The sequence below is a fragment of the Flavobacterium procerum genome (assembly GCF_042431625.1).
In the GTDB taxonomy this organism is placed as follows: Bacteria; Bacteroidota; Bacteroidia; order Flavobacteriales; family Flavobacteriaceae; genus Flavobacterium; species Flavobacterium procerum.
The window spans coordinates 438,819-464,513 of the sequence record NZ_JBHLYW010000022.1; the positions used below are offsets into that span (position 1 = coordinate 438,819).

The 25,695-nt window shown below is 34.9% G+C and carries 15 protein-coding genes; 5 read left to right on the forward strand and 10 right to left on the reverse strand.

Annotated features, from left to right (window positions below):
* Window positions 1-13: 13 nt before the first annotated feature.
* From ACFFLS_RS21350 to ACFFLS_RS21365, 4 genes are all read left to right on the forward strand, one after another.
* On the forward strand, window positions 14-1,777 hold the full coding sequence (locus ACFFLS_RS21350; protein WP_379687296.1) for an amidohydrolase: 1,764 nt from the start codon (window positions 14-16) through the stop codon (window positions 1,775-1,777).
* Window positions 1,778-2,034: 257 nt separating this feature from the next.
* A complete protein-coding gene (locus tag ACFFLS_RS21355; protein ID WP_379687297.1) occupies window positions 2,035-3,048 on the forward strand; it encodes an MBL fold metallo-hydrolase in 1,014 nt (337 codons plus the stop codon).
* A 2-nt stretch (window positions 3,049-3,050) separates the two neighbouring features.
* Window positions 3,051-4,418 carry an alginate export family protein gene (locus ACFFLS_RS21360; RefSeq protein ID WP_379687299.1) on the forward strand — a complete coding sequence of 456 codons (1,368 nt, stop codon included), beginning with the start codon at window positions 3,051-3,053 and terminating at the stop codon, window positions 4,416-4,418.
* A gap of 187 nt (window positions 4,419-4,605) precedes the next feature.
* A complete protein-coding gene (locus ACFFLS_RS21365; protein ID WP_379687300.1) occupies window positions 4,606-5,556 on the forward strand; it encodes a polysaccharide deacetylase family protein in 951 nt (316 codons plus the stop codon).
* Between the two features lie 110 nt (window positions 5,557-5,666).
* On the opposite strand, the gene ACFFLS_RS21370 is transcribed toward ACFFLS_RS21365, so the two are convergent.
* From ACFFLS_RS21370 to ACFFLS_RS21380, 3 genes are all read right to left on the reverse strand, one after another.
* On the reverse strand, window positions 5,667-7,025 hold the full coding sequence (locus tag ACFFLS_RS21370) for a DUF3108 domain-containing protein (RefSeq protein WP_379687302.1): 1,359 nt from the start codon (window positions 7,023-7,025) through the stop codon (window positions 5,667-5,669).
* A 196-nt stretch (window positions 7,026-7,221) separates the two neighbouring features.
* Window positions 7,222-8,334 carry a PepSY-associated TM helix domain-containing protein gene (locus ACFFLS_RS21375; RefSeq protein WP_379687303.1) on the reverse strand — a complete coding sequence of 371 codons (1,113 nt, stop codon included), beginning with the start codon at window positions 8,332-8,334 and terminating at the stop codon, window positions 7,222-7,224.
* Window positions 8,335-8,405: 71 nt separating this feature from the next.
* Window positions 8,406-10,721: a TonB-dependent receptor gene (locus tag ACFFLS_RS21380; protein WP_379687305.1), complete on the reverse strand. Its 2,316-nt coding sequence runs from the start codon at window positions 10,719-10,721 to the stop codon at window positions 8,406-8,408.
* A 607-nt stretch (window positions 10,722-11,328) separates the two neighbouring features.
* Here ACFFLS_RS21380 and glf point away from each other — a divergent pair.
* Window positions 11,329-12,462: a UDP-galactopyranose mutase gene (gene glf / locus ACFFLS_RS21385; protein ID WP_379687307.1), complete on the forward strand. Its 1,134-nt coding sequence runs from the start codon at window positions 11,329-11,331 to the stop codon at window positions 12,460-12,462.
* Window positions 12,463-12,706: 244 nt separating this feature from the next.
* Here the strand turns inward: glf and ACFFLS_RS21390 are convergent, their stop codons facing one another.
* The 7 genes from ACFFLS_RS21390 to ACFFLS_RS21420 all read right to left on the reverse strand — a co-directional run bounded on the left by ACFFLS_RS21390 (window position 12,707) and on the right by ACFFLS_RS21420 (window position 25,541).
* The gene (locus ACFFLS_RS21390; protein WP_379687309.1) at window positions 12,707-14,686 is read right to left on the reverse strand and encodes an alpha-L-arabinofuranosidase family protein; all 1,980 of its coding nucleotides are present in this window, start codon (window positions 14,684-14,686) and stop codon (window positions 12,707-12,709) included.
* Between the two features lie 127 nt (window positions 14,687-14,813).
* Window positions 14,814-16,253, reverse strand: coding sequence for a glycoside hydrolase family 28 protein (locus tag ACFFLS_RS21395; RefSeq protein WP_379687310.1), 1,440 nt, complete (start codon window positions 16,251-16,253; stop codon window positions 14,814-14,816).
* Between the two features lie 204 nt (window positions 16,254-16,457).
* Entirely contained in the window at window positions 16,458-17,987 is a 1,530-nt protein-coding gene (locus tag ACFFLS_RS21400) for a glycoside hydrolase family 28 protein (RefSeq protein ID WP_379687311.1), read from the reverse strand.
* 217 nt (window positions 17,988-18,204) lie between these two features.
* On the reverse strand, window positions 18,205-19,842 hold the full coding sequence (locus ACFFLS_RS21405) for a sodium/sugar symporter (RefSeq protein WP_379687312.1): 1,638 nt from the start codon (window positions 19,840-19,842) through the stop codon (window positions 18,205-18,207).
* A 94-nt stretch (window positions 19,843-19,936) separates the two neighbouring features.
* Window positions 19,937-21,079: an acyltransferase family protein gene (locus ACFFLS_RS21410; RefSeq protein ID WP_379687314.1), complete on the reverse strand. Its 1,143-nt coding sequence runs from the start codon at window positions 21,077-21,079 to the stop codon at window positions 19,937-19,939.
* A gap of 161 nt (window positions 21,080-21,240) precedes the next feature.
* Window positions 21,241-24,375, reverse strand: a complete 3,135-nt coding sequence (gene lacZ / locus ACFFLS_RS21415; RefSeq protein WP_379687316.1) for a beta-galactosidase, LacZ type — start codon at window positions 24,373-24,375, stop codon at window positions 21,241-21,243.
* 278 nt (window positions 24,376-24,653) lie between these two features.
* Window positions 24,654-25,541 (reverse strand): inositol oxygenase family protein, encoded by an 888-nt coding sequence (locus tag ACFFLS_RS21420; protein ID WP_379687318.1) that lies wholly within the window; start codon window positions 25,539-25,541, stop codon window positions 24,654-24,656.
* Window positions 25,542-25,695: the final 154 nt, after the last annotated feature.

Here is a 25,695-nt window from a genome sequence, read left to right on the forward strand (position 1 = left end):
AATAACTAAAATCATGAAAAAACTACTGTTATCAGTATTACTTTTTGTTGGGTTTGTATCTCATAGCCAGCAAAAAGCAGATCTGATTATCTACAACGGAAAAATTGCAACAATGCAGAAACAAAACGAATTTGTGCAGGCCATTGCAATAAAAGACGGAATTATTCTGGACACTGGAACGGAAAAAAGCATTCTGGCTTCTTATAAATCTTCTACAACAAAATTAATTGATGCCAAAGGAAAAACGGTAATTCCAGGATTAAATGACAGTCATATGCACGTGATTCGCGAAGGTTTGAATTACAATTCGGAGTTGCGCTGGGATGGTGTAAAAACCTTAAAACGTGCCATGGAAATGCTGAAAGAACAAGCTGCAAGAACTCCAGAAGGCGTTTGGATTAAAGTTATTGGAGGTTGGAACGAATTTCAGTTTGAAGAAAAAAGACAACCTACAATTGACGAAATCAACGCTGCAGTTCCTGATAAACCTGTTTTTATCACTTATTTATACGGAAAAGCTTTCCTGAACAAAAAGGGAATTGAAGTTTTGAAATACACAAAAGATACAAAATACGAAGGAAGTCTTTTGGAACAAGATGCTAATGGAAATTTGACGGGTTTGATGTACGCCAAAGAAACACCAAAAGCGATTTACACCACTCTGGGATTGACCACAAAATTAAGTCCGGAAGAACGCATCAACAGTTCCATGCAGTTTAATCGCGAACTTAATCGTTTTGGGCTTACAAGTATAATTGACGCTGCCGGCGGCAGTCAAAACTTTCCTGCTGATTATGTTACTTCTTTAGAATTAGCCAAACAAAACAAACTGACTCTCCGAATTTCATATTATTTATTCGCTCAACAAAAGGGTAAAGAATTACAGGATTATGAGAAATGGGTTGCCGAAACGCAAATCAATAAAAATGACAATTTAATGGTTCCAAATGGTTATGTCGAAGAAGGTGCAGGAGAAAATATCGTCGCCTCTGCCGCAGATTTTGAAAATTTTCTAGAACCTAGAATTGTTTTATCTGACGAAATGGAAAAAGATCTAGAACCAATCATTCGATTATTAGCAAAAAACAAATGGCCTTTCAGACTTCACGCAACTTACGGCGAATCGATTGAAAGAATGTTGAATGTTTTTGAGAAAGTAAATAATGAAATTCCCTTTAACGGTTTGCGCTGGTTTTTTGATCATGCTGAAACGATTACGCCATCTGAATTGGAACGTGTTAAAAAGCTCGGTGGCGGAATTGCAGTTCAATTCAGAATGTATTATCAGGGAGAATTGTACAACAAAATGTATGGCGTGCCAAAAACACAATTACCTCCTATCAAGAAAATGTTGGAATTAGGAATTCCGGTTGGAATGGGAACCGATGCAACTCGTATTTCAACTTACAATCCATGGATGTCTTTGCATTGGCTGCTTACCGGAAAAACAATTGGGGGAATGCAGTTCTGGCCAAAAGATCAGATTTTGGATAAATTCACAGCCCTGCAATTGTACACTTCTGGAAGCGCTTGGTTTTCGGGCGAGGAAAAAGAAAAAGGCAAACTGGTAAAAGGAATGTATGCTGATTTAGCCATTATTTCTGACGATTATTTTTCGCTTAAACCAGATGATATTCGCAAAATTGAATCGGTTTTGACCGTTGTGAATGGCAAGATTGTTTACGCTTCCGCGGAATATAAAAACTTGAATCCTGAGATTCCGGCTGTAATTCCGGATTGGTCTCCTGTGAAATATTTTGGAGGATACCAGAGATGATGGCACGCGGATTTTACGGATTTGCTTTCGTGAAAACGCGGATAAAAACGGATTTTTTCTTCTTATTTTATTGGGATCTTATTAAGAAATGAAACCAAGGAAGCAAATTGTTTCTCTTTAGCCCTGATCGTAGTGGCATCCTTTGCTTTTTTTCTTTAAAAAAGCAAAGATATAACGGAGAGCAGGAACTATGTTTCTAAAAATGCCTTTTGTTGTTGCTCCTAAAAATACTGACTATTTGTATAAAAAAAACAACCATGAAAAAACTAAATATTTTAATAATACTGGCTTTCCTATTTCTTGCTGTCCAGCAAACTTATGCGCAATTTCCGATGCCTCCAGAAGTTCCGATTTGGGATGCGAATAAAGTGACATTACAACTGCACAAAATTTCGGATAATGTTTATGCGGTTTCGCCGTCGACGACCGAAACTGAAACTACAAAAGGGATTCCGCAGGCGACTTCTGCGGGGTTTATTGTGGGCGATAAAGGTGTTTTGCTGATTGAAACGATGCTGAGCAAACGATTGTATGATCAATTGTATAAACTGATTCGCTCTGTTACGCCAAAACCTATTGTTTATGCCGTAAATACAAGCGATCACGGCGATCATTGTTTTGGAAATTATTTGCTTCCAAAGGAAACTATTTTGATACAAAACGAATTCTGTAAAGAAAATCTAGCCAAGAATTACGACGGAATCAAACAATTTATGATCATGCTTTTTGGAAAAGACCGCGGGATTGAGCAAAGTGTGTATCGTCCTGCGGATCTTACAATTGCTTTAAATCAAAGTTTGAAAATTGATTTAGGAGGCGGGAAAATTGTCGAAATTCTAAATGTTGGCACGGCGCAGTCTCCTGCAGATTTGTTTGTTTTCCTGAAAGATTCGGACAAAAATGTATTGTGGGCGGGAAATCCTTTTATTGCTGAAAGTCCAACGATTCCGTGGCTGTTTGACGGTTACTTTCTAGAGCCTGTTCGTAATCTTCAGAAAATTTATGACATGATTGGCGAAAATGATGTTGTGGTTCCGGGGCATGGTAGAATCACCAATAAACAAGGAATAAAATACACCATTGACTATGTCAATGCTTTGAAGAAAAATGTCGAAGATGCGGTTCAAAAAGGTCAAACTTTAGAAGAAGTTAAGCAAACTGTGACCATGAAAGAATTTGATAAAGGTTATGTACTTTTTAACTGGCTACATTACAATTTCAATATTCCGAACGCTTACAACGATATCAAGAAAAACAGTTTAGGCAAATAGCCATGAAAAAAATCATCTTATTATTTCTTTTTTGTTTACAGCTTCAGGCGCAGTCGTATCCTGAATTTAAACCACTGCGCTTTGACGAAAACTATGCGGTTTTAAAACACGACACAGTCAAAAAGAGCTGGTATAAAACGATGAAATATCTGCCTCTCTCCTCTTCTGGAAACACTTTTCTGAGTTTCGGAGGCGAAGTCAGATACCAATATTTCTATGCCAAAAACGAAAAATGGGGAGACGATCCACAAGATCCAGACGGCTACATTTTAAATCGTTTATTGCTTCATGCCGATTTTCATTCGAGTAAATATTTCAGGGCTTTTATTCAATTGCAAAGCAGTAATGCCAACGGAAGAATTGATCCAAGTCCGGTTGATAGCGATCCGCTTGAAGTGCATCAGGGTTTTATTGATGTGAATCTGATTTCGGAAAAAAACAAATTACTGATTTTTAGAACCGGAAGACAAGAATTGAGTTATGGTTCACAGCGTTTGGTTGCCGTTCGCGACGGCCCAAATAATCGTCAATCTTTTGATGCTGTAAAAGCTATTTTAGGTTTTATTAATTATCGAGCCGATTTATTCTACAGTCATTATGTGGTCGCACAAGATGGTATTTTTGATGATGAGTCGAATAAAAAAAGACAGTTTTGGGGAAGTTATTTTGTGATTAATAAAATTCCGGCAATCAAAAATATTGATCTGTATTACCTTGGATATTACAGAGAAAACGCCCATTTTGATGATGCAATCGGAAAAGAAATGCGTCATTCTGTAGGAACCCGAATCTGGGGAAAATACGACGAATGGCGTTATGATGCTGAGGCGCTTTACCAGTTTGGAAGTATTGAATCGAAAGATATTAAAGCATGGACGGTTTCTTTAAACACTGGATACCGATTTACTTCTGTCGTTCTGCATCCTGAATTTGGATTTAAAGTCGAATTGATAAGCGGTGATAAAACAAATGGAGATAGTCAATTAAACACTTTTAATCCGCTGTTTCCTAGAGGTGCTTATTTTGGATTGGCTTCTGTTATTGGGCCTTCAAACTTAATTGATTTTCATCCTTCTATAAGTCTTGAATTGACAAAAAATATCGATTGGGTTATTGATTACGATATGTTTTGGAGATACAGCAGTCAAGATGGAATTTACGGCCCTAATACGATTATGATTTATCCAGGAGATTCGACTACAGCAAAAGAAATTGGAAAACAATTGGAAAGTGAGATTATTTATACTCCTAATCAGTATCTCTACTTTAGAGTTGAAGCAACTTGGTTTAAAGCAGGTGATTTTCTTAAAGCGGCTGGAACTGGAAAAAATATGTTTTTTACTGGTGTAACGGCGCAGATTAAGTTTTAATATAAATCATTGGCGATTTTTTAAACACATAGAAACATAGATTTTGTATGTTAGAAAAGAATATTGAAAGAAACTAGTTTCTAACACATAGCTATGTGCATTTAAATTAAGTGAAACGCCTTTTTCGACAAAACATAACTATGTTTCTATGTGTTTAAAAAAATGATGATTTCTAAATATCAAAAAAATGACAACAAGAAGAGATTTTATAAAAATGACTGGATTAACTGGTGCTGCTATAATGGCAAATCCTGTTGATACTTTTTCAAATCCTATTAAAGAAGAAAAAATGGAATTAGAAACACCAAATAAATGGCTGGACGGATCACGATTAGTGGTTTCTGTCTCTATGCAATTTGAAGCGGGAGGCCAGCCACAAAATGCTGAAAGTCCGTTTCCACAGAATATGCAGAAAGGATACAATGACTTTCCTGCTGAAACTTGGTATCAATACGGTTATAAAGAAGGAATTCCGAGAATGCTCGACAATTGGGACAAACACGGAATCAAAGTGACTTCACATATGGTGGGTTCGGCAGTTTTGCAAAATCCGCAGCTCGCAAAAGAAATTGTACAACGCGGACATGAAGCCGCAGCACACGGAATGAACTGGAATTCGCAATACGCCATGCCTTACGACGAAGAAAAAAAATTCATCAAAGCGGGTGTTGATGCTATCAAAAGTGTTACCGGTTTTACTGCTGTTGGGTATAATGCAAATTGGCTTCGCCGTGGCGAAAATACATTGAAAATACTTCAGGAATTAGGTTTTACGTATCATATAGACGATTTGAGCCGAGATGAACCGTTCATTATTCAAGTCAACAAAAAAGATTTTACGGTTGTTCCGTACACCATTCGCTGCAATGATATTGTTTTGATTGAAGGAAAAAACTTTTCTTCAGATCAATTCTTTAATCAAGTAAAAGCAGAATTTGATCAGCTTTATGCTGAAAGTGAATTCAAACGCAGACAACTTTCTATCAGCTTTCACGATCGAATTGGCGGCACACCTCAAATGGTTAAAACGACATCAGATTTATTAGAATACATCAAAAAACATAATGGCGCAACTTTTAAACGAAAAGATGAAATTGCTAAAATGACTCTCGAAGATAAAACATCGCTTCGTGAATAGCCGAATTAATCACTAACAAAATCAAGTTTTGAATGTTTGAAAACAGTTAGTTGTGTTAGATGCCTCGGAGTTTTTAGACGCATCTAACACACAGTTTACGTAACTTTCTATTACATTTCCTTTAAGTTCACTTCTTTCTTATCGCCATCTTTATCAATAGTTATACGCTTCTCGATATTAGCTTTATCAGTATAAGATTGCTTTGCTGTACCATAATTTGTTGTAGAACCTGCATAACCAAAATAATTGTAATAATTTGTATATCCAGATACATAGGAATAATTATATGAATTTGTAAAATCGAAACTGACCATAACAATATAAGTGCCCGGCATCAAATCTGAAAACTCAAAATGTCCTTGATCATCATAAACTTTGGCTTTTTTTACAGAATAACCAAAATCACTATTCAAAGGAACTTCTGGCATCTTCTTCTGTTTGCGAATTTTCTTGTTGACTTCAATCCACTCCTCATAATACGCTGAACTTGGAAAAAGTGTAATCTCGGTTCCTTTAGGAGCATATTGTTTTTTAGCAGTATTAACTAAACCACCTAATCTCTTGCCAGAATCGGATCTTGCGTAGGCTGTACCAATTACAACACTATTTCCATTAGAAATCTGTCTGACAACCTCTTCTTTATTGAATTTGTTTTTTATTGGCTGATAATCCAACTCTTCGTTAACTGTTATTTCCCACATTCCTTTGGCCATAGACATTTCGCGTTGCCAAAGACGGCGGTCTTTCTTGTCAATAATATAATTATAAACGCCACCAGTACTTTCTTCCAAAACAGAAACAATCCATGTATCATGCTTACCCGTTCGAGGAGAATTATAAACGAAACTTTTTACCTCTTTGATGGTATAATATTCGACCAATACATTTGACTCATCGTTATAATAAAATTGCGGAAAACGAGCTTTATAACCCACATCTAATGGCAATGTTCCGATTAAATGATCGGTCCAATTGAAGTCAAAATATTCTTCAGTAGGCTTAAGCTTCAGTTTTTTATCTTTTTTGGTTTTCTTCGAATAGAAATTACCTGTAATCGTTTCACCAAAATTAAGATTTAGTTTTGCGTTCTTTGTTTCGTCAGCGTAACTGATAGCTTTTAGTGTCTGTCCGTCTGCTGTACTAATACGCGTGGTAGGCTTTCCATTATCTTTTGGAGTGAAAGTATTGTTTAAAGTCAATTGATTATTGGACGAAACAATATCATAGGTCAAAGAACCCATATTTCTCCAATCTTTATCTTTCACATAATATACAGTATAAAGTGACTTTTCAGCTTTGATGTATTTCGTATTAATATCTTTATGCCCAGGTTCTATTGCTTTTTGAGCGAATGCAATAAAGGGAAGAAACATCATTGCACAAAAAAACTGTATTACAAAACCTGATGTTCTATTTTTCAAAAATCCTGATTTCACTACTAAAAAACTGTCTATACTGTTGCCTTTCATTGTCCTTTTTTTGATTAGTGGCAAATTTACTGACATCATATACAAAAAAAAATACCTGATTTCATGGTAATTTCCGATACAATCCTGCCTTTAAGAAACAAAAACCTTTAGTGATAAAAAAAAATGAACTCTAAAAAAGAACAGCGTCCTTTTCTAGAGTTCAATTTGTATTTAATAAATTGTGAATTTAGGAGAATTACGATTTTTTTTTCTTTTTTCGGCCAAGCCAAATCAACAAACCGGTAATTGGAAGCGTAACAGCAAAAAGACAAACTATAAACGCCAATATTTTTGTCGGATATCCGTAAATACTTCCTGTGTGAATTGGGTAGATTAAGCGTCTTACTTTGTCGCCATTACTAAACGATTCGTAGGGTTTTGTTTCTACGATTTTGCCCGTATATTTATCAAAATAAGCAAGACTGGCAATATTTGGTATTTCTTTTTCAAGATTCATTTTGATAACCATGATACTATTTATGGTATCAGAAGGAATTCTGATTTGTGTATCTCCTTTAAAGCTATAAATACTGTCTGTTTTTGAAAACATATTTTGATAGAAAAAAGTTTTGTCTCCTTCTGGATCAGTCTTTGTTGGGTTTTCAACTTTTGTAGATCCCTTTTTTGTAGTTCCATCAGCCAATAAATAAACGCCACTCTCAAACCAATCATACGACCAAGTTAAACCCGTTAGTGAAATAATCAGCAACAATAAAAAAGTATAAAAACCAAAAGTCGAATGAAAATCCCAATTTACCCTTTTAAATGAAGCGCCCCATTTTACGGTTAATCGTTGTTTTAGGTTTTTGATTTTATTTGGCCACCATAAAACAAGTCCCGACAAAAGCATAAAAACAAAAATGAGACAGCTGATTCCGGTAACCGCTTGTCCAAAATCACCTAAAACCAAATGGCGATGCAAATCAAGAACAACTGAAAAAAAACGTTTTTTGGCAGGCACAGACGCTAAGACTTTTCCGCTATAAGGATCAATAGAAAAAATCTGTTTTGTCTTGTCTAAATCGGTTGCCGTAATTATCAAGGTTCTTTCGGAATCATAAAAAGAATGAATTCGATCAATTTTTTTAAGATGAAAATCTTTTTGCACTTGAGAAATAATACCATCCACCGGCAGTTTTTCTTGGCCAATTGCCGCCACTTTATAAAATTCAGGATTAAAGAACTCATCAAGTTCATCTTCAAAAACCAATATGCTTCCGGTAAGAGCAACTATAAAAACAATTAGCCCGGATGTAAGTCCGAGCCAAAGGTGCAATAAGCCAATATTTTTCTTGAGCGTTTTATTCATTTATTCTATTATTACAAAAAATGGTTTTCAAATATAACCAAAGCTTTTTATATGATTTATTATTAAAATTTTTAAAACTTATAACGTAAATTTAAACTGGTAGTCATACCGCTGCCCATTACATAATCTGCATTTACAGCACGATATTGACTTAAAGTCGTGTAGTAACTGTTGTTTAATAGATTTTCAACACCTAAATTCAGCGACCAGTTTTTGTTGAATGCATAACTTCCCGCAAAATTAATCAGATTCACAGTCGAAATTGGTCCTTCGCTATTGTTGTATCTTCCATTTGCATTCGGTTCAAAACGATTGCGACAACCTGTATTTACCCAAGACAACTGCAAATTCCAATCAGAAGTTGGTTTGTAATTAATGTATCCTGTCGCCTTAGGTGGCGCTATACGAGATCCGTTTAAGTAAACGGTGCTTCCGTCATCAAACTCTGCTTCTCCTTCTACATACGAATAGCTTCCGCCAAGGTTCAATTTATCAGAGAATCGATAATCCAGTGTTATTTCATATCCTTTAATTTTTTCAGGCTCACGCTGTGCAACCAATCTACCGTCAACTTCAACCAAATTTGCACCTAATTTTGATGTACTGATATAGTAAGCCGCCGTTATATTAAAATTGTAAAACTTACTTGAGAAACCAGCTTCATAATTATTGGTAATAATTGGGTCTGTTTGTAAACTTGCAATAGTACTTTCTTCTGCGCTTCTTAAAATTCTTCCCAACTCATTGATCGCAAATGCCTGAGAAAAACTCACAAACGGATTAAATATTTCATATTTATTAAAACGAAGACCAGCATTAAACATCGTTGCATTGTATGGAATCTTTCCTCCTTCTACAAAAATACTTCCTTGATTTCCAGGTCCCGAAGCAATTGTATTATAATCGTCAACACGAACTGTTGCATTTTCATAACGAACTCCTCCTTTAAAAATCAAGTTTTCTAAAACATCAACTTTTAACTGCGCATAAGGTGCAATATTCAACATATCCATTTTCGGGATATAAACACGTCCGTCTACTAAATCCTGGAAAGTAACATCATTTAATACGTCAATACCATATGTAATTTCAGAAGAAACAGAACCAATTTTAAACGGCGTATTTAAGTTAATTCTCGTTCCGTTTTTATTTGAATTAATCATCGTTTGTCCCGGACCATACCAAGCCGTTGCCGAGGCAACATAACGGTTCATAGACTGAAAGGAATTCAGATAAGCAGATATATCCAATTGTGTTGTGTTAAACAAATTGTTTTTTGAAAACGTAAACATAAAATTGTGGTTGAATGGCGTTCCTGCATTTTTACCAGGTTCTGTGCCTCTCACACCAATTGTAGGAGTCTGTCCGTAAACCCCAGCCTGACTGATATATTTAGCATTTTGAGTACTGTTGTAAAAATTGTAAACTACATTAAAATTAGTATGTTCGTCAATATCATAGCCTAATTTTACAAATGCATTGGACTGAGACGAATTAGATAAACCATCTGTTTGTCCTAATGGTTTTCCATCAGCATCTCTTTGCAGTGCTGTATAATCAAAAGCACCACCAATAACATAACTAAATCGGTCTTTTCTTCCGTTAAAGAACTGTGAAACACGGTAACCGAAAGTTTCTTTACTATGAAGGGGATTAAAAGTCGTACCTACTGTCGTAATTCCAGAAAAGCTGTCAACCATCGGACTTTTCTTTGTGATATAATTGATAATACCTCCTCCAGAACCGTTTCCGTAAATCGAAGTAGCTCCTTTTATGACCTCAATACGCTCAATTGCATTGGCATCTACCACACGAATGTCACGAGCACCATTCATCAAAGGTGTCGATTGCGGAATTCCATCAATTAAAACTAAAACTTGTCGGCCTCTTAAAGTTTGTCCTGAATTAGTAGCCTTATTAGTTGTCGTGCCCAATCCCGGAATAACATTTCCTAAAATAGAAGATAAATTGCTATTAATACTGCTTTGTACTTGTATCTCTTTTTGGCTCATTATAGTTATCGAAGAAGGAACCGTAGCTATATTTTCTTGCTTTCTGCCTGCCGTAACAACAACTTCTTGCAGCTTATTTTCGCTATTTAAAACAATTGTAATTATATTTTTTTCATTCAAATTTGAAAAAACATATGAAAGTGGCTCGTATTCTGAAGCTGTAATTGTAACTGTTTGATTTTTTATTTCGGCAATTAAAATTGAGACTTCGCCTGACTTATTGGTTGTTCCAATCACTTTATTAGCAGATGAAACTGAAGCATTCGAAATAGGGTTATTTGATTCATTTTCAATCTTTAATCGAAGTGATTGTGCATTTAAACTAAGGGTTAAAAAAATTAAAACAATTAGGAAAATCGAGGATTTTAAATTCATTTTTAAGGCATTTAAACAAAGCATTTTGATATTATTTTTATTTAGATTGATTCTTTGCAAATATCCATAATCTAAGCAATACCACAAAAAATAGTTATGATTTATTTCTAAAGAAATTCTCTACAATAACAATCGTTGCTCTTTTAAAAGGTCTAAACAAACGAAACAAATATTTCAAAATAACATTATCACACTACTTATAGCCAACAAAAAACATTTGGATAATCCACAAAAAATGCAAATTATATAACTATCATGTTTTTATTTGTAAGAATAAGCCTTTTAATAAAGATATATTTGTTAAGGTTGGTTTTTGATTTAGTACCCACTTATCAGAAATAAAAATTACCGCCTATTTCATTAAAAGAACCTACATTTTATGATAAACAACTTACACCAAAACAACCACGATATAAAATATCTGTTGTTATCCTGGCAGACTCAATACTACAATAAAACTGCCTTTAGTCATTTTACAATGCAAGTATGTCCATCGTTGTCTTTAGCATCCTATAAGCCTTTTTGCTGTGAATCTGAATATTCAAACAAATCTTAAGAGATTCAACAGCCGATTAAATAAAAAATCCATTAATAAATTCTTCGCAAAATGAAACATATAGACATCCTTATTATAGGCGCTGGCATTTCTGGTGCCGTGCTCGCTGAACGATATGCCAACATTGGCAAAAAAGTACTCGTTATTGAAAAACGAAATCATATTGGAGGAAACTGTTACGATTATATAGACGAAAACGGGATATTAGTTTCTAAATACGGAGCGCATTTATTTCATACCAATGACGAATCGGTTTGGCATTATGTGAACCGTTTTTCTGACTGGTATACATGGGAACATAAAGAAATTGCCCGAATAGATGGCAAAACTGTTCCTATTCCTGTCAACATTACAACCGTAAATAAACTGTTTAATCTTAATTTGGAAGATGAAGCGGAAATGAAAAACTGGCTTAGCCAAAACCGTACACCGATTGTAAATCCGTCTAATGGCGAAGAAGCAATTCTTAATCGTGTAGGAACCGTTCTGTATGAAAAAATCTTTAAGAATTATATCAAAAAACAATGGAATAAATATCCCGCAGAAATGGATATTACTTTGTTAGAAAAAATCTTGTTCAGAACTAATTTTGATGACCACTATTTTTCTGAACAATGCCAAACTCTTCCTGACGGCGGTTATACACAGCTGTTCGAAAATATGCTCGATCATCCTAATATAGAAGTACTGCTTAATACTGATTTCTTTGATGTGAAAAATCAATATAAGAATTATGAAAAAATGTTTTACACTGGGCCAATAGATCGTTATTTTGAATTCAAAAACAATTTGGTCGAAAAACTTGAATATCGTTCCATTAATTTTGTAAGCGAGACAATAGACGCATCTTATTTTCAAGAAAATTCTGTGGTCAATTACCCAGGAACTGATGTAGATTTTACTAGAATAACTGAATACAAACACTTTGGTAATCAGAAATCTAAAAAAACAACAATCGTAAAGGAATTTATCGTAGACGAAGGAGAACCTTATTATCCTGTTCCAACTCAAAAAAATAAGGAAATATACGCCCGTTACAAAGAAGATGCTGAACAATTGACTGATGTTCATTTTGTTGGCAGATTGGCCAATTATAAATACCTGAGTATGGATCAAGCTTTTAAGAATGCGCTTGACCTTTTTGATGAGCTTGAAAACAAAACACTTTTAAAAACTGCTGTTTAATAGAAAAAAACGTCTTAAAACAAAACTCCAGCGCAGCGACATTATTTTATAGATTATAAAAATGTGTCGCTCCACTGGAGCTTTATATTGTAAATATTTACTCGTTGCTATAAACATTTCGCTTCTACGAAGCTTTAGTCTGTAAAAATTTATTCTTTGCCATACATATTGAGCTTCTTCGAAGCTTAAAATAAAAGAAACTATCTTTTTAGACAGTTCCTTTCTATTTTCATTTTATACAATCTTAAGTCGTTTTCAGTTTTAAAACAGTTATCGAATACGCAGGAAGACTCAACTGCTGTTTTCCTTTTGTTACTTTATATTCACTTTGTTTTGGCGTAATTTTTTTAGGATCTGCAAACGTATTTTCATCTTGTAAATTTGCACTTACGAGTCTAATTAAACTTCCTTTGGAGCCTAATTTTGCACCTTTCAAATCAATACTAACTTCCTGACTTGACGTAGCTGTATTGACCAATTTGATAATAATTTCTTTGCTATTTACATCTTTTACTGCCGATGCATATAAATTGTTCTGACCAATTAAAGCTTTTCCATCCTGAGTAATATCCAACAAATCAGTTCCTTTATTGATTGAAAATAATTGCTGCACATAATAATTAGCTGAACCATACGATTCTAAATTATTAAACCAAATCATATCTGGGGTCCATTGCCAAGCATCTTCATGTGCCATTAACGGCGCATATGACGTTAATTGAACCACTGCTGCATTTCTTTCCAATCCAGTAATGAAAGCCGCTTCAGAGAAAGCACATTCCCAATTATTTCGGTTATTCGGATTTGCTCCCGAAACACTCTGCGCTGCATACTCTCCTGCAAATATCTTTGGTCCTTTTCGATCATAGTTGTCATAACGGCCTGCATTTTCTCTAAACCATTGTGGACTTTTGTAATAATGCTCGTCTACCAATTCTGCTTTTAACTCTTTTAGCTCTTTCATGGCATAATCGAAATGCTCTCCGTCCGGAGAAGGACCGCTTCCAGAAACTATAATAATATTTGGATATTTTGCTTTAATGGCTTTTTCAAAAACCTTGTATCTTTCAATATAATCTACTCCCCATTGTTCGTTTCCAACTCCAATATATTTTAAATTAAATGGTTTTGGATGTCCCATATCGGACCGGATTTTACCCCAAGTTGTCGTAACTGCTCCATTAGCAAATTCAATTAAATCTAAAGCATCTTGTACATAAGGATCTAATTCGCTCATTAAAGCTAATTCTCCTGTATTGTATTGACACGCCATTCCACAGCTCAAAATAGGAAGCGGTTCTGCTCCAATATCTTCCGAAAGCTGGAAATATTCAAAAAATCCTAAACCGAAACTTTGAAAATAATCTGGTGTTAATTTATGGTTGAATTCTACATTCCAACGGTTCATTTTTGTTTCTCTATCTTCTACATTTCCAACTGATTTTTTCCATTGGTAACGATCCGATAAAGTTCGTCCTTCTACAATACAACCACCTGGAAAACGCAAAAATCCTGGTTTCACATCATATAAAAGCTGTACTAAATCTTTACGCAGTCCGTTCTTTCTGTTTTTCCAAGTATCTTCCGGAAACAGTGAAATCATATCCAAATCGATTGTTCCTGTACCTTGAAAAGTGATTTTCAGTTTTGCTTTTGCCTCAGTTTCAGTTGCCGTAAATTGTGCTGTATAATTCGTCCAATCATCTGATTTTGGAACAATACTGGTTTCTCCAAATACTTTTTGATCTTTATTGATCAGCTGGAAAATAATCTTTTTAATCGCTCCATTATGATTGGCTGCTTTAAATGAAAGATTGTATTTCGCATCTTTCTTCACTCCCATTCCTCTGAAACCTTCATTTATTAAAGCATAACCTTTATCGTTATTAATCTCAACTCTACAAAAATTAGTATTATTTGCCGCTATGTTAATGGGCAATGCACTACCAGATTCTTTGTTTAAAGAGGATCTTTTGGTGTTAGGCTGTTCCCATCCCATTAAAGGTTTTTCAAATTCAAAAGATCTGTTTTTAATCATTTCCGCGTAAAGTCCACCATCTGCCGCAAAATTGATGTCTTCAAAAAACAACCCGAACATTGTTGGCTGAATTTTAGTTATCGTTTTGGAAGCATCAACTTCCAAAGTCGCTTTTTGAGCATTTGCATAAATGCTACTTAACAACAAACTTCCTATGAATAATGTTGAAATTACATTTCTTTTCATTTTACTGTTTTTATATTGAGAATATACTTGCAATATATTAATTAATCCTTTTAAAGGCCATGATAAAGTATCACGCCATAAAGATTTATTGTGAATTTTACACTTATAACTTTTCTACAAGAATAAATTACTTCTTAACGGCCTCATACTTATTTGGAAAAGCCGCTTCCCCATCTAAATTGACTACTTTTAAAACATCAATATTTTTACTTTCAACCGCATATTTAAAATATTCCGGTTTGTTTTTTCCCCATTGAACGGTACAATTCTGAACTTTTATACTTTCGGCAGTATCAAAATAAAATCCTGAAGTGCTTCCTTTTACAAAGCCTTCAACATTTGCAGGTCGTCTGTCGTATAATCCACCAGGAAAAGCAGTTGTTTTGTCCATAAAAACACTCACATTTTCAAAAACAATATTCTTGATTTTATCTTTTGATTCGCCGCTTACAAAAACACCATTTTCTCCTGTGCATTGAATATTAGTAAAATAAATATTCTTAATCTCTCCGACTTTTCCTTCTGTCGCGCCTTTTGGAAAACGCCAGTTCGCATCTTTATGATTTCCTTTTGCTCTGCTGAAAGCCGTTACATAAATCGGTTCTGCTTTTCCCCACCAAGTATCGGTGTTTAATTTACTTTCTATAATAATATTAGAGAAAATCACATCGCTTACCGTTCCTTCATCACGATTCTGAATTCCTAATGCGCGATTGCTGTTTTTAATAATACAATTATTGAAAACTACTTGTCGAATCGCATCCATATTTTCTGAACCAATTTTAATGGCACAGCTGCTGCTGGTCATCGTACAATTGGTCACCGTAATATTTTCACAGGCTCCGAATTCTTCAAACTCCCTTCTGTTTTTCAAGCAGATGCAATCGTCTCCGCTTTCGATATAACAATCGCTGATTCTGACATTCTTAGAATGATCCAAATCAATTCCGTCACTGTTACGTACTTTCAAGCTATTCAGCAAAGTAATCCCACTGATTACAACGTCATTACAACCAATCAAATGTACTGTCCAATAGGCCGAATTTCCGATATGAACATCTTTGATTCTAATATTTTTACCGCCAATGATTGTCAATACGTGAGGTCTTGGATCTAATACATTAAATGGCTTTAAAACATAAGCATCTTCCTCTTCTGCTCCCATAAAAGAAATTCCGTTTCCATCTATTTTTCCGCTTCCGCTAATGGTAAAATCTTCTATATTTTCTCCTCCAATCCAAATTGTTCCTTCTCCCGGATTAGTTCTGAAAGCGCTTTTGGTATAAAGCTTTTCGTCAGGACTTGCTAATAATTTAGCTCCTGCTTCAATATGTAAATCTACTTTTGATTTTACATCAATTGGCCCGGCCAAAAAGGTAAAAGGTGCCGGAATTAAAACTCTTCCACCTGTTTTACTGCAGGCATCAATTGCTTTCTGAATGGCTGCTGCATCGTTGGTTTTTCCGTCTCCTTTTGCTCCATATTTTTTAATATCGTAAATTTTCTGTGCGGAAACGGTTAACGAAAGGCAGAAAATGATGAGCGCGATTATAGATTTCTTTTTCATATTTTTTAATTTTTTTTTTATGCCACAAAGGCGCAAAGGCACTAAGTTTTTTGTTTCACGCAGATTTAAAAAGATTTGAGCAGATTCTGCAGATTTTTTTTAAGAAATCAAATTAAATCTGCTAAAATCTGCAAGATCTGCGTGAAACAAAATTTATAATCTGTGGCAAAAAACTTTGCGTCTTTGCGTCTTAGTGGCTAACTACTAATGTGCTGGTAATTCAAATTTATTTTGCTCTGGTTCGATTTTTCTTTTTAGAGCTTCGCTGTCCAAATTACTTGATAAAACATCTTTAAAAACAATCTGATTATTTTTATCTGATGGAATATCGATAGCTTTCATGGTCAGATTTTTTACATCATCAAAAACGAAAGCAGGACGAAAATCTTCCTTATCCAATATCAGTTTTATGTTTTTCATTTCGATTCCGTTTACGTGGCGTACGTAAAATCCCCAAGATGGCAGTTCTCCAAACATGGTAAATTCAGGATATCCGTTGATGTTTTCTTTTACATCTTTTAATCGGCTTAAAGGATGATACGCCATTCCTTTTGAAGCTCTGCCTGGATAAACGATTTCAATATTTTCTAAAGTCACATTTTCTATTGAATGTCCCGGTATTCCAGCAATAGAAGACGGAAACGGATTGTGGAAATAATCAACTTCCGGTCCTCTCATATCGTAATCAATATCAGGACGTCCAAACGGAATCTGAGCTTTTACATTTTTTACCGATACATTTTTAATATAACCAGGTTTATCTCCATTTCTATGACCTAAACGAATCAAGATTGCATTTCCTGTATTTACGGCTGTAATATCCGAAACTTTGATATTTTCAATTTCAGCTCCATCAACAGATTCAATAGCAACCGCCGATCTAAACGTATCAAAAACTTTAATATTTTCTATAGTTACGTTTTTGAAACTGCCATAAGAACCCGTTCCAAATTTTACTGCATTTGCACTTGATCTAATGGTACAATTTCCGATGTAAATATTGTTATTGTGCAATCCCGGAACTTCCGATTTTAAACAAATTCCATCATCGGCAGCGTTTACATTGCAATTGGTAATTCGGGCATTTTCACAGCCGTCAAGGTCAATTCCATCATTGTTCCAATACGCGCGACTTTCTACTTTCATAAAATCAATGACAATGTTTCTGCATGCTCTAAAGCACATTGTCCAGCCCGGACTGTTCTTCAAAGTAATTTGAGTCATGGTAATCGAATCACATTTTACAAACGAAATCAGTTTTCCTCTTCCGTCTTCAGGACGCATTCTTCTGTAATTGTATTTTGGATCAATTCGAACTCCCGTATGATGCAGTGAATCAATTGCCAATGCTAGTTCTCTTCCTTGTCCGTCTATAATTCCTTTTCCGTTTACTGCTATATTTTTGGATTCATTGGCAATAATAAAAGCTCTGATTCCTTCGTATTTTGGATAATCATCTGGATTCGTACTTCCTAACAAAACAGCTCCTTCTTCAAAAAATAATTCGACATCATTTTTTAAAATAATACTACCCGACAGAAAGGTTCCTTTAGAAAAAACGACTTTTCCCCCTTTACTTTTATTGGCTGCGTCAATTGCTTTTTGGATTACCTTTGTATTCAACGTTTTTCCGTCTCCAACAGCGCCGTATTTTTTAACATCAAATACTTTCTGTGCAGATACACTTAAGGAAACACAAAAAATAAAAAGTACAATTACAAAATTTCTTTTCATTTCTATTTTTTTTTATGCCACAAAGACACTAAGTTAAAGTGAACCATATAAGTAATATAAGGTCAATTAAGACAAAACTTAAATTATCTTATATTACTTATATGGTAAAAAAAACTTTGCGCTTTTGCTCCCGAAAGCTATCGGGATTGCGAGCAATTTTCAATTTAATTTTTTTAAATAAACTTTGAGCCTTTGTGCCTTCGTGGCAAAACAAAAACTACCAGAAAACAGTATACAAAGCAACTAATATTCCGCTGATAATAAAAGAACCAACGATAAACTCTGATGATACTTTAAACATCGATTTATCGACTTCTATTTTATGAATTTCAGCTTCTTCTTCAGAAACTGGTTTTGCTAAACTAATTCCAACCATTATCAATACGATGATAAAGAAAACAATAGTCATACGATCTAAGAAAGGATAATCCGGGAAAGCACCTTCTGTCCACATTGGCAGGAATTTTAAAATCGCTGCAAGTGGTACTGTTAACAACGCACCTGCCAATCCAGCTGCCGGAGTTGTTTTTTTCCAGAACATTCCCAGCAAAAAAATAGCCAAAACTCCCGGCGAAAAGAATCCAACATATTCTTGTATAAACTGATACGCCTGATCTAATGATTTTAATGCTGGAGCTACAAAAGCAGCAATGATCATACAAACTACAACACACCATCTTCCGGTACGAACCAATTTTTTTTCTGATGCTTGAGAATTAAAATATTTTTTATAAATATCTAAAGAAAAAATAGTCGAAATACTATTCGCTTTTCCTGCTAAAGAAGCTACAATTGCCGCCGTTAAAGCAGCCAAAGCCACTCCTTTTAATCCTGCAGGCAATAAATTCATTAAAGTCGGATAGGCCTGATCTGGTTTTAAAACTCCTGCTGCATCCACCATTTCCTGCTGAAACATTCCGTTTTCATGCATTACAAACATGGCGATACCCGGTAAAACAGCAATAATTGGAACTAATAATTTTAAGAAAGCAGCAAACAAGATTCCTTTTCGTGCCGTTTTCAAATCAGCACCTAAAGCTCTTTGAACAATATACTGATTACATCCCCAATACGCCAGATTATTGATCAACATACCACCAACTAAAACCGACATTCCCGGCAGTTCATTATAATGCGGATTGGATTCGTCTAAAATCAGATGTAAATGTCCCGGTGCTTCATCAGCAATAATCGTAAGTGCTTTTAAAATGTCTTTCCCAAAACCAAATTGATCTGAAAGTAAGGTCAAAGCCAAATAAGTCGTCACTAATCCACCCAGAATTAATACAATAACCTGAAACATATCCGTATAACCAATTACTTTCATGCCACCTAAAGTTACAATAACCGAGAATAAACTCAAACCAATAACACAAAACTGAAAACTAACAGGCGCAATAGACGAAATCGCCAAAGCACCTAGATAAATGATAGACGTAAGATTCACAAATACGTAAATCAACAGCCAGATAATAGCCATAATAGTACTTACGGTGCCGCTGTATCTTTTGGCTAAAAATTGAGGCATGGTAAAAATCTTATTCTTGAGATAAATCGGCAGGATAAACATTGCCACAATAATTAAAGTGGCGGCCGACATCCATTCATAAGAAGCAATCGCAAGTCCGATGGCAAAACCAGAACCGCTCATGCCGATAAAATGTTCTGCTGAAATATTAGAAGCAATTAAAGAAGCTCCAATTGCCCACCAGGTCAATGAGCCTTCGGCCAAAAAATATTCGTTGGAACTGGTTGCAGCCGTTTTTTTGCTTCTATAAATATACATTCCATAAGCCGTGACTATGACAAAGTAAATAAAGAATACAATGTAATCTGCGGTTTGTAATACATTCATAATTGTGTGGTTATTTTGTGGTTAGATAGTAAGATGTATTATAGTCATAGTGCTTTGTACTATGGTGGTGCTTTATCCCCTTCAGGGAATGTCATCAAATCTTGAGAAACCATTTCTTCTTATATAAAAAGTATAGTAAAACAATCTGTATTATCGTTACGGATAAAGCAGCGAAAAAAGGCTGCCAAATAACTGACGCATATTGTATAAGTCCGCCAAAAACATAATCTGCGGTATGTTTAAAATCTACAGAACCTTCGGCTGCGATATAAATCAAAATAGAATTAGAACCGATTAAAATCAGTGGGAATGCCCATTTTTTAAAGCCAAGCAAATCAATTATGACATAGAAAAACACAAAAAACAAAATACTGAATCCGCCGACAAAACAAACAAAAGAACTGGTCCATAAATGTTTGTTGATTGGAAAACTAATATCCCAAATTAGACCTGTAATAATTAAAACAACCGCTGTTAAAGCCATCAAAAGCAGTTTTATTGTTATCGAAAACGGACATTTTGCTTTTAAAAAAATCCCAATAAAAACGCCTAATAAAGCTGTTGCAATGGCTGGTATAGTCGAAAATATGCCTTCTGGATCGTAAACCGTACTGTGTAATCTTCCTGGCAAAAACAAACGATCTATGTAACCTTCCAACGACCCCTCTTTGGTTAAAACTCCAGCCCCAAAATCGGGTACAGGAATCCATTTCATAGCAGCATAATAGCCGATCAAAATACCGAAGAACCAGATTAATTGTTTTTTGAAATCAAAATTTAAATAGATGATTCCGGCAAAAAACCAAGCCAATCCGATTCGGCCTAAAACGCTTGCAAATCGGGTCTGATTGAATCCGTCAAATCGCAATAAACCATTTACTATAAATCCTAAAACCAGTAAAATACAGGTTCTTCTTAGCATTGATAAATAGATTTTACGCTTCTCACTTGAAGGTAATTCCTGTGGTGTTTTTACTCCCGTCAAACTCATTTTCTTTTCAAAAGAGAAAGGCATCGAAACTCCGGCAACAAATAGAAAGACAGGAAAAATCATATCGTAAAATGTAATTCCATTCCATTCCGCGTGATGCAGTTGCGAAGACATCCAAATAAAAATAGGAATTGGCGCAGCTTTGGCTAGAGCATGAACGATATGTTCGCCGCTCATAATCCAAAACATAACAAATCCGCGAAGCACATCTAAAGAGATTAGTCTTCCATTTGTAGGGTTACTCATTTTATTTAGTATTCAGTGGTCAATAGTTAGTGGTCAGTGGTCAGGTTTTTAGTGGTCAGTCTTATGGTAGTGGCCAGTGGTCAGGTTTTTAGTAATCAGTACCGTTTTTTGTTGGGTACTGATAATAAACTGAACACTAAAAAACTGAACACTGAAAACTTTTAAAAAATTGGTTTAATAACAAATCCGTAGCTGTATTCACTTTTTGTTAATTGATATTGCTCATGAGGCGGTAATCCCCAGCTGTTGTCTCCTCCTAGACCGCGTTGGGTTAAGTCGACACAAACTACAACTTCATTTCTTGGAGTAATGTCGCTGGAGTGAATGTTCTTTTTAGAAATTCCTCCGTCAAAATCACTCGGATAATTATTCAGAGTACTTATACCTAAAGGTTGCAGACCTTTTATTTCCAAGCCATTTCCTGAATTGCTTGACAATTTAAACCAGCGTATATCCGTCTTGTATCCATTTTCTTGTGGGCGTGTATAAGGCACATATTGGTCTGCAACTTTACTAGTATAAATTCCTTTGAAAGATGCTGTTTTTCTGTCTGGATAATTTTCTAATGGCCCTCTTCCGTAATAATCCAGATTTTCTAAGCTATTTTTTAAAGTAAAAATCATTCCGAAACGCGGTAATTCCGGAACCGGATTCGCTCCTTTTTTATAAGCAACTTTTATCTCTAAATCTCCATTATTTCCTAATGCATATTTGATGGTATAATCAGAAGCAACATCATTTAGTGTTAATTTAGCAACGATATATTTTTTTCCATTTTCTTCTGTTTGCTGAATGCTTTCTAAAGAAGTATTTTTCCCAGCCGTTCTCCAGACATTTGTTCTAATCTGCATTTTATTTCCAATGTCATTATCGGTTGGCGCTCTCCAGAAATTAGGTTCCGGATATTGTTTGAAATATTCTTCACCTTTCAAACTATAATATGAAATCAATCCAGTTGACTTGCTGATTTTAACTGTAACATTATCCGATGTTAATACAAACTGATCTTTCTCATCCTGAACTTTTGCAGAATTTGTATTTTCAGATTTTTCGAAATATTTACTGTCTTCTATTACAAATTGTTCTTTGGCAATTTCAAAGTTTTTCGGCAATAATTCTGAACCCTCTTTTGTGTTAGCAAAAACATTCAGTAAATATTCTGTTCCTTCTTTCGATTCTATTTTTGGTAAATCAAGCTTGAATTGTTTTTTTGTTTTTGGATCTAAAGCAACATTAATTATTCCTTCTTTTATTACTTTACCATTTTCTAAAACTTCGTATCTGAAATTGTATTTATTCAGGTTTGTAAATCCGAAATCATTATTAATTTCGATTACACCATTTTTGATATCGACCGCTTTGAATAAAATATTCTGATAGACTTTTTTCACTTCAAATGCTCCAACATGCGGTGTTCTATCAGCATACACTAATCCGTTATGGCAGAAATTTTCATCGTTCAGGTAATTCTGGCTTCCCATATCGCCACCATAAGCCCAGTATTCTCTACCTGCTTCATCTTTTCTTTTATAGCCCTGATCTACCCAATCCCAAATAAAACCACCCTGCATATTTTTGCTGCCGCGAATGATATCCCAGTATTCTTGAAAATTACCGCTGCTGTTTCCCATTGCATGCGAATACTCACACATGATATACGGACGACTCACTTCTTTTCTTGCCGCATATTCTTTCATGTATTCAATTGTTGGATACATTGGACAAACAATATCTGTGTTTTCGTTTTCTTTAGCTTGTTCAAACTGAACCAAACGAGAATTGTCTCTCTTTTTAATCCATTTGTATGCTTCGTGGAAAACAGGGCCGTTAGCGCTTTCATTTCCTAATGACCAAATAATTACCGACGGCATATTTTTATCTCTTTCTACCAAGCTATAAATTCGGTCTAAATGTGCTTCTCTCCATTCTGGAAGATGCCCCGGATTCGTTTTTGGATTCATCCAAATTAAAGGCTGTCCCTCTACTCCCATTCCATGGCTTTCTATATTGGCTTCATCTACTAAAAACAAACCGTATTTATTACATAGTTTTACCCATAAAATATTATTCGGATAATGACTGCAGCGAACGGAATTAATATTCAGCTGTTTCATCATTTTGATGTCTTTCATCATTGTAGCTTCATCCTGATAATGTCCTGTTACAGGATTATGCTCATGAATATTTACACCATGAACCATCAATCGGACACCATTTACCAATAACTGTCCGCTTTTTAATTCTACTTTTCTGAATCCGATTTGAGTTCCAACCGTTTCTACAATTTCTCCTTTTGCATTTTTTAAGGTCAGAACCAACGTATATAAATTCGGTGTTTCACTACTCCATAATTTCGGACTTGAAACAGGTTGAGAAAAAGTAATATTCTGAATTTTTGATGCTTCAAAATTGACATTGAATTCTTTACTGAAAACATTTTTACCAGAAGCATCAACCAATTTCGCCACAAGTTTTTGATTGTTTACCGCTTTCGAAGTCAGATTTTTTAGACTCACATCAACATTTAAACTTCCGTTTTTATACTTCGCATCTAAATCCGGTTTTGCAAAGAAATCTGAAATACGAACATCTTCTGTGCTATACAAATACACATTTCTGTCAATTCCTGAAAGTCTCCACATGTCCTGATCTTCCAGATACGAACCGTCGCTCCATCTGTACACTTCTACAGCCAGATTGTTTTTTCCAGGTTTTAAATATTTAGAAATATCAAATTCTGCGGGACTTTTGGTGTTTTCAGTATAACCAACTTTTTCGCCGTTGACCCAAATATACATAGCCGCTGTTCCTGCTTCAAAATGAAGAAAAACATGTCGGTTTTTCCAATTTTCAGGCAAAACAAAATCTCTTTTATAAGACCCAACCGGATTATCCCAATGATTAATGAAAGGCGGATTTTTCTCAAACGGATATGTAATATTGGTATAAATTGGCACACCATATCCGTTTAATTCCCAATTGGAAGGCACTTGAAGGTCTTTCCAATGCAGTGTACTGAAATCTGTCTTGTAAAAATCTTTCGGACGTTCGTCTGGTGTTGGCGACCAAGAAAACTTCCATGTTCCGTTTAGAGAAAAATACCACGGAGAATTCTCATATTTATCCATTATCGCAGAAGTTTCATCTGCATAAGGAAGAAAAGCAGCACGAGCCGGTTCTCTGTTAATTTGAAATACCTGAGGATTTTCCCAATCGTTACGGTCTTTTTCCTGAGCCGAAATACCCGCCGAGAAAAGCAGTAAAAGGCTTATAAAAAATATTTTGGTTTTCTGCATTATTTTGGTTTTAGATAGCTAGATGATATTTTTTTAAACACATAGGAACATAGTTTTTTTCTCTTAAAAAGATTAATGAAAGAAACTAGTTTCTAACACATAGCCCCAAAGTTTGTCATTCCGAGGAACGAGGAATCTTCGCAAGTAGCTCTACAAAGATTGTGGATTCTGATTGAGGAGTTTCTCGCGAAGATTCCTCGTTCCTCGGAATGACAAGATTGTGTGGAACACATCTTCACGATACGACTAACTATGTTTCTATGTGTTTAAATAAACTTTTAAAACTTCAATTTCTCTGGCAAATATTTAGCAACTAATTCTTTATAATAAGGAAGCAATGCTTTTACATCTGGTTTAACAGGAGCTTTAGTATACAAATCATAAGGATTGAACTTTCTTACCCAATCAAACATTTCGACGTCTTTTTCATTCATTAAATGTGCATAGGCATTTTCTTTATGCTGAGAATAAAAAGAGTGGTAACGAATCATATACAAAGCCGGATCCGGCAGATAATCTTTCATAATCTGATACAGATATTCGTCGTGTCCCCAGCTCATTTTTACATTCTCCAATCCGCAGTTTTGAGTGTAAATTCCTAATTTAGTATTAAATCTCTCGTCTGTATAATCTGGATTTTCTTTGAAAAATTCTGAATATACAATTTTATCCGAATACGCACATCCAACAGGAAATGTATCTCCAACCACAGCCCATTGCGGTTCTCCAAACAAACATAAAACTTTACCTAAATCATGAATAAAACCTGTCAGTACAAACCAATCCGGATGACCGTCTGCGCGAATCGCTTCTGAAGTCTGTAAAAGGTGTTGTGTCTGATCTAAGTCAATATCTGGATCACTATCATCTACAAGTGTGTTCAAAAACTCAACAGCTTCCCAGATTGACATTTCTTTTCTATTAAATTGCAGAAATTCCTGTTCTTTACTGCATACAAAGTCATATGTTTGATAGATATGGTTAATTCTGTAAAATTCCTTAACCGTTTCTACTCTTTCCGAATCGACATAATTCCTGAATTCTTCTTTCTGCTTTTCTTTTACCTCTTCATTTTCTTCAGAAGGGTCAGGATATCGCATTAACAAATCATCTTCCCACTCATCTAAATTTTTCAACGGATTGTCGGTGTCTATATGCTTTTTCATAATGGTTAAATAGTTAAAAGTTACTAACACAAAAATAGAATTACATACTTCTTTCAAAATGGATTAATACATCAAAAACATGGATAATTTTGATTATTGTAAGATTTTTATAGATAATTATTGAAAACAACATGAATATAAATTGGACTGAAAG